The 598-nt window shown below is 48.5% G+C and carries 1 protein-coding gene; it reads right to left on the bottom strand.

The window, feature by feature from the left end; translation table 11 throughout:
- Window positions 1–40: 40 nt before the first annotated feature.
- Window positions 41–598 (bottom strand): hypothetical protein (locus AC2LB6_RS24605; protein ID WP_490095472.1); only part of this gene is annotated, 558 nt, incomplete at its 5' end.

Here is a 598-nt window from a genome sequence, read left to right as displayed (position 1 = left end):
TCTATACAGTAATGTGACGTTCGAGGCGATCCATAGCAGGCTACCTGGCCCTTTCTCTTTCCCTTCTCCTCTTCCTCCTTTCTCTTTTCTCCTCTTTTCCTTTCCTTTTCTTCCTTTTTCCTTCCCCCCTTCTCCTTCCCTTTCTCTTTCTCTTTCTCTCTTCCTTTCCCCTCTCTTTTCCTTTCTTTTTCTTTTCCTCTCTCTCCCTCTTCTTCTTCTCTTTCTCCCTCCTCTTCTCCTCTCTCCTCTCCTCTCTTTTTCCTTTTTCTCTCTTTCCTCTTCTTTTCTTCTTTTTCTTTCTCTTCCTTTCCTCTCTCCCCCTCTTCTTTCTCCCTCCCCTCCCCTTCTTTCCCTCTCCCCTTCTTTCCCTTTTCCCTCCCTCCTTCCTTTCCCTTCCCTCCTCCTTCTCTTCTCCCCTTTTTTTTTTCTTTCCTTCTTCCTTTTTCTTTTTTCCCTCTCCCTCCCCCCCTCTTCCCTTCCCTCCTCCTCCTTTTCCTCCTCTCCCTTCTTTCCTTCCTTCCTTCTCCTCCTCCCTCCTTCCCTCCCTCCTCTCCCTTTTCCTCTCCTTTCTCTTCTCCCCCTCTTCCTCTTCCTCCTC

This window comes from Pantoea sp. RCC30.1 (genome assembly GCF_058148845.1).
Note: the sequence above shows the minus strand (reverse complement) of the source record. Positions and strands in the feature narration are given on the sequence as shown.